The organism is Shewanella electrica (assembly GCF_022321485.1).
Lineage (GTDB): Bacteria > Pseudomonadota > Gammaproteobacteria > Enterobacterales > Shewanellaceae > Shewanella > Shewanella electrica.
In genome coordinates this window covers 1-255 of record NZ_JAKOGG010000497.1, presented here as the reverse complement: position 1 = coordinate 255, position 255 = coordinate 1, and the positions used below count along the sequence as shown (strand labels likewise).

At 54.9% G+C, this 255-nt stretch carries 1 protein-coding gene; it reads left to right on the top strand.

The annotated features are described in order from the left end of the window. The coding region (locus tag L9G74_RS21310; RefSeq protein ID WP_238898789.1) for a hypothetical protein at positions 1-240 on the top strand (240 nt) is incomplete at its 5' end. Positions 241-255: the final 15 nt, after the last annotated feature.

Genomic DNA, 255 nt, shown 5'->3' with positions numbered 1-255 from the left:
CTTCCTTTCGTCTTCTTCTTCGTGGCAGTGATCGCCGTCGCTGCTGCCCAAGAGAACGCCGGCCTCTTCAACACCCTCTACGATGCTGTGTTTGGCGACAAAACCCTGTCTCAAGTGTTGATCAGCTTCGTCCAGAAGGCCATCACCTTGCTCACGAGCTTGTCCAACAGACTCACCTCAGGATCGGGTGCTGAGAACAGACTCTCCTTCCAAGGCCCGAGGTACAACGGTCCTCGCTAAATGACATCACGAAGC